2 rRNA genes are annotated in these 5,411 nt (G+C 56.7%); both read right to left on the bottom strand.

The features are described from left to right. Positions 1-160: 160 nt before the first annotated feature. Positions 161-3,293, bottom strand: a 23S ribosomal RNA gene (locus AU188_RS17045). 435 nt (positions 3,294-3,728) lie between these two features. Further along, positions 3,729-5,251: ribosomal RNA gene (locus AU188_RS17050) — 16S ribosomal RNA — on the bottom strand. Together the 16S and 23S rRNA genes form the textbook arrangement of a ribosomal RNA operon. Positions 5,252-5,411: the final 160 nt, after the last annotated feature.

The following is a 5,411-nucleotide window of genomic DNA, read 5'->3' on the forward strand; positions in this document are numbered from 1 at the left end:
GCTTCCGGGTTCGGGATGGGTCCGGGCGTTTCCCTGCCGCTATTGACCGCCGTAACTCTATTCACTTTTTTGAGTGTCCCCGGGTTGTGTTTCGGGGTGGGTGTTTTTGGTGGTGGGGTGTGAACACGTGTTTGGGGTGTTCGTGGGTGTGGTTGCGAGTGTGTGTAAGTTTTCGGCCGGTTAGTGCCAGTTCCCTGCGCCCATTGCTGGGTGTGTAGGTCTGGTCTATCGATCCCGTGGTCTGCGGGGGGCCTTATCCCACTTGATGGGTGAGAAGCCTGGTCTTGGAGGGGGTTTCCCGCTTAGATGCTTTCAGCGGTTATCCTGTCCGAACGTGGCTATCCAGCGGTGCCCCTGGTGGGACAACTGGTGTACCAGAGGTTCGTCCGTCCCGGTCCTCTCGTACTAGGGACAGGTTTCCTCAAGCTTCTGACGCGCGCGGCGGATAGAGACCGAACTGTCTCACGACGTTCTAAACCCAGCTCGCGTGCCGCTTTAATGGGCGAACAGCCCAACCCTTGGGACCTGCTCCAGCCCCAGGATGCGACGAGCCGACATCGAGGTGCCAAACCATCCCGTCGATATGGACTCTTGGGGAAGATCAGCCTGTTATCCCCGGGGTACCTTTTATCCGTTGAGCGACACCCCTTCCACTCGGGGGTGCCGGATCACTAGTCCCGACTTTCGTCCCTGCTTGACATGTTCGTCTTGCAGTCAAGCTCCCTTGTGCACTTACACTCAACACCTGATTGCCGTCCAGGTTGAGGGAACCTTTGGGCGCCTCCGTTACTTTTTAGGAGGCAACCGCCCCAGTTAAACTACCCACCAGGCACTGTCCCTGAACCGGTTCCACGGTTCGAGGTTAGAGGCCCAATACGATCAGAGTGGTATTTCAACAACGACTCCACAATCACTGGCGTGACTGCTTCATAGTCTCCCACCTATCCTACACAAACCGTATCGAGCACCAATACCAAGTTGTAGTGAAGGTCCCGGGGTCTTTTCGTCCTGCCGCGCGTAACGAGCATCTTTACTCGTAATGCAATTTCGCCGAGTCTATGGTTGAGACAGCTGAGAAGTCGTTACGCCATTCGTGCAGGTCGGAACTTACCCGACAAGGAATTTCGCTACCTTAGGATGGTTATAGTTACCACCGCCGTTTACTGGGGCTTAAATTCTCCGCTTCACCCCGAGGGGTTAACGGGTCCTCTTAACCTTCCAGCACCGGGCAGGCGTCAGTCCGTATACCTCGTCTTGCGACTTCGCACGGACCTGTGTTTTTAGTAAACAGTCGCTTCTCACTGGTTTGTGCCACCGGATCCCGCTGCCCACCGCGAGGGTGTTGACGGTGTTCCGGTCCCCCTTCTCCCGAAGTTACGGGGGCATTTTGCCGAGTTCCTTAACCATAGTTCACTCGTACGCCTCGGTATTCTCTACCTGACCACCTGTGTTGGTTTGGGGTACGGGCCGTGTATGCGCTCGCTAGAGGCTTTTCTCGACAGCATAGGATCACCGAATTCGCCTCACTCGGCTATGCATCACCTCTCACACATATGCGTGACGGATTTGCCTATCACGCGTGCTACGGGCTTGCCCCAGTATTACCACTGACTGGTACGGCTGCCTTCCTGCGTCACCCCATCGCTTGACTACTACCACCGAAGGTCCCACGCAGCGGAGAAGTCCCGCCCCCCGAAGGGATTGGTGACCTCTCGTTTGGGTGGTTAGTACCGGTGATTCGTCAGGGACGCTCATACACGGGTACGGGAATATCAACCCGTTGTCCATCGACTACGCCTGTCGGCCTCGCCTTAGGTCCCGACTCACCCTGGGCGGACTGGCCTGGCCCAGGAACCCTTGGTCTTCCGGCGGGCAAGGTTCTCACTTGCCTTATCGCTACTCATGCCTGCATTCTCACTCCCACACCCTCCACCACTGAATCACTTCGTGGCTTCACCGGATGCAGGACGCTCCCCTACCCAACAAGAAATCACTTTCCTGTTGCCGCGGCTTCGGCGGTGTGCTTGAGCCCCGCTACATTATCGGCGCACAATCACTTGACCAGTGAGCTATTACGCACTCTTTCAAGGGTGGCTGCTTCTAAGCCAACCTCCTGGTTGTCTTCGCGACTGCACATCCTTTTCCACTTAGCACACGCTTAGGGGCCTTAGCCGGCGATCTGGGCTGTTTCCCTCTCGACGCACGGAGCTTATCCCCCGCCGTCTCACTGCCACACTCTTTGACTTGTCGGCATTCGGAGTTTGGCTGACGTCAGTAACCTAGTAGGGCCCATCGGCCATCCAGTAGCTCTACCTCCAACAAGAAACATGCGACGCTGCACCTAAATGCATTTCGGGGAGAACCAGCTATCACGGAGTTTGATTGGCCTTTCACCCCTACCCACAGCTCATCCCCTCAGTCTTCAACCTAAGTGGGTTCGGGCCTCCACGCGGTCTTACCCGCGCTTCACCCTGGCCATGGGTAGATCACTCCGCTTCGGGTCCAGAACACACCACTACACACGCCACTATTGACGTGATACGCCCTATTCAGACTCGCTTTCGCTGCGGCTACCCCACCCGGGTTAACCTCGCGACATGTCCCTGACTCGCAGGCTCATTCTTCAAAAGGCACGCCATCACCCCACACCCAAAGGCGGAGGCTTTGACGGATTGTAGGCACACGGTTTCAGGTACTCTTTCACTCCCCTCCCGGGGTACTTTTCACCATTCCCTCACGGTACTGATCCGCTATCGGTCACTGAGAAGTATTCAGGCTTACCGGGTGGTCCCGGCAGATTCACAGCAGATTCCACGGGCCCGCTGCTACTCGGGGAAAACATTTCACGAAAGCCATCGAGTTTTCGTCTACGGGGCTCTCACCCTCTACGACAGGCCATCCCAGACCACTTCAACTAACCCAACGGTTGATCACTTTCGCCCAGGCCGGCGGACCACGGGAAGAAACGCCCCACAACACCGCACACACAACCCCCGCCGGGTATCACATGCACACGGTTTAGCCATCCTCCGCTTTCGCTCGCCACTACTCACGGAATCACATATTGTTTTCTCTTCCTACGGGTACTGAGATGTTTCACTTCCCCGCGTTCCCCCCCAACGCCTATATATTCAGCGTTGGGTGACACGACATCACTCGTGCCGGGTTTCCCCATTCGGACATCCTCGGATCCACGCTCGGTTGACAACTCCCCGAGGCATATCGCAGCCTCCCACGTCCTTCATCGGCTCCCAGTGCCAAGGCATCCACCATGCGCCCTTAAACACTTACACACAAAACAGATCAAAAATTCTCGGAAGAATCAAAAATTGCATTATCTCGACACACAAAAAAACACCAACCCCCCACAACGGAAGACCAGCACCCCTTTGCGCGCCAGATGCTCGCAACCACTATCCACAAATCAAACACCACACCCCACCACCAAAGCAGGGCAACAACAACGCCAACCCCGACCGGGATCGACACCACCTCCGGTTTCCCACACTCGGGACGAAGAGATAGCGGGCTTGTTGTCTCAAAGCCCAATAGTGTGTCTGGCAATCCCTCACCGCATCTCAACCGAAGCTGAAACCCGTAGCGGCTCGAATGTTTGTCGTGCACCAGACCCCCACCCACTACAGATGTGGGGCCATCCAACGAATCAGTCTGGGACACCGGATGATCCGCGATCTGCGGGCCGGCCCAAACATCGTGGTGCTCCTTAGAAAGGAGGTGATCCAGCCGCACCTTCCGGTACGGCTACCTTGTTACGACTTCGTCCCAATCGCCGATCCCACCTTCGACGGCTCCCTCCCACAAGGGGTTAGGCCACCGGCTTCGGGTGTTACCGACTTTCATGACGTGACGGGCGGTGTGTACAAGGCCCGGGAACGTATTCACCGCAGCGTTGCTGATCTGCGATTACTAGCGACTCCGACTTCACGGGGTCGAGTTGCAGACCCCGATCCGAACTGAGACCGGCTTTGAAAGGATTCGCTCCACCTCACGGCATCGCAGCCCTTTGTACCGGCCATTGTAGCATGTGTGAAGCCCTGGACATAAGGGGCATGATGACTTGACGTCATCCCCACCTTCCTCCGAGTTGACCCCGGCAGTCTCTCACGAGTCCCCGCCATAACGCGCTGGCAACATGAGACAAGGGTTGCGCTCGTTGCGGGACTTAACCCAACATCTCACGACACGAGCTGACGACAGCCATGCACCACCTGCACACAGGCCACAAGGGAACCGACATCTCTGCCGGCGTCCTGTGCATGTCAAACCCAGGTAAGGTTCTTCGCGTTGCATCGAATTAATCCACATGCTCCGCCGCTTGTGCGGGCCCCCGTCAATTCCTTTGAGTTTTAGCCTTGCGGCCGTACTCCCCAGGCGGGGTACTTAATGCGTTAGCTACGGCACGGATCCCAAGGAAGGAAACCCACACCTAGTACCCACCGTTTACGGCGTGGACTACCAGGGTATCTAATCCTGTTCGCTCCCCACGCTTTCGCTCCTCAGCGTCAGTTACTGCCCAGAGACCCGCCTTCGCCACCGGTGTTCCTCCTGATATCTGCGCATTCCACCGCTACACCAGGAATTCCAGTCTCCCCTGCAGTACTCCAGTCTGCCCGTATCGCCCGCACGCCCACAGTTAAGCTGTGAGTTTTCACGGACAACGCGACAAACCACCTACGAGCTCTTTACGCCCAGTAATTCCGGACAACGCTCGCACCCTACGTATTACCGCGGCTGCTGGCACGTAGTTGGCCGGTGCTTCTTCTGTACCTACCGTCACTTCCGCTTCGTCGGTACTGAAAGAGGTTTACAACCCGAAGGCCGTCATCCCCCACGCGGCGTCGCTGCATCAGGCTTGCGCCCATTGTGCAATATTCCCCACTGCTGCCTCCCGTAGGAGTCTGGGCCGTATCTCAGTCCCAGTGTGGCCGGACACCCTCTCAGGCCGGCTACCCGTCGTCGCCTTGGTAGGCCATCACCCCACCAACAAGCTGATAGGCCGCGGGCCCATCCCACACCGCAAAAGCTTTCCCCCACCAACCATGCAACCGGCAGGGAATATTCGGTATTAGACCCAGTTTCCCAGGCTTATCCCAAAGTGCAGGGCAGATCACCCACGTGTTACTCACCCGTTCGCCACTCGAGTACCCCCGAAAGGGCCTTTCCGTTCGACTTGCATGTGTTAAGCACGCCGCCAGCGTTCGTCCTGAGCCAGGATCAAACTCTCCAAACAAAACCTCAAAAAAGGCCAATCAGAGAAACAATCTGACCAAGCAAGACACCAAAAACTGGCATCACAAACCCACCCCTAAACGGGAAAAAGAGGCAGGCAAAAAACAACAACAAACAAAAACCACCAAACACACTATTGAGTTCTCAAACAACACACCCGC

Source organism: Mycobacterium sp. IS-3022, assembly GCF_001500065.1.
In the GTDB taxonomy this organism is placed as follows: domain Bacteria; phylum Actinomycetota; class Actinomycetes; order Mycobacteriales; family Mycobacteriaceae; genus Mycobacterium.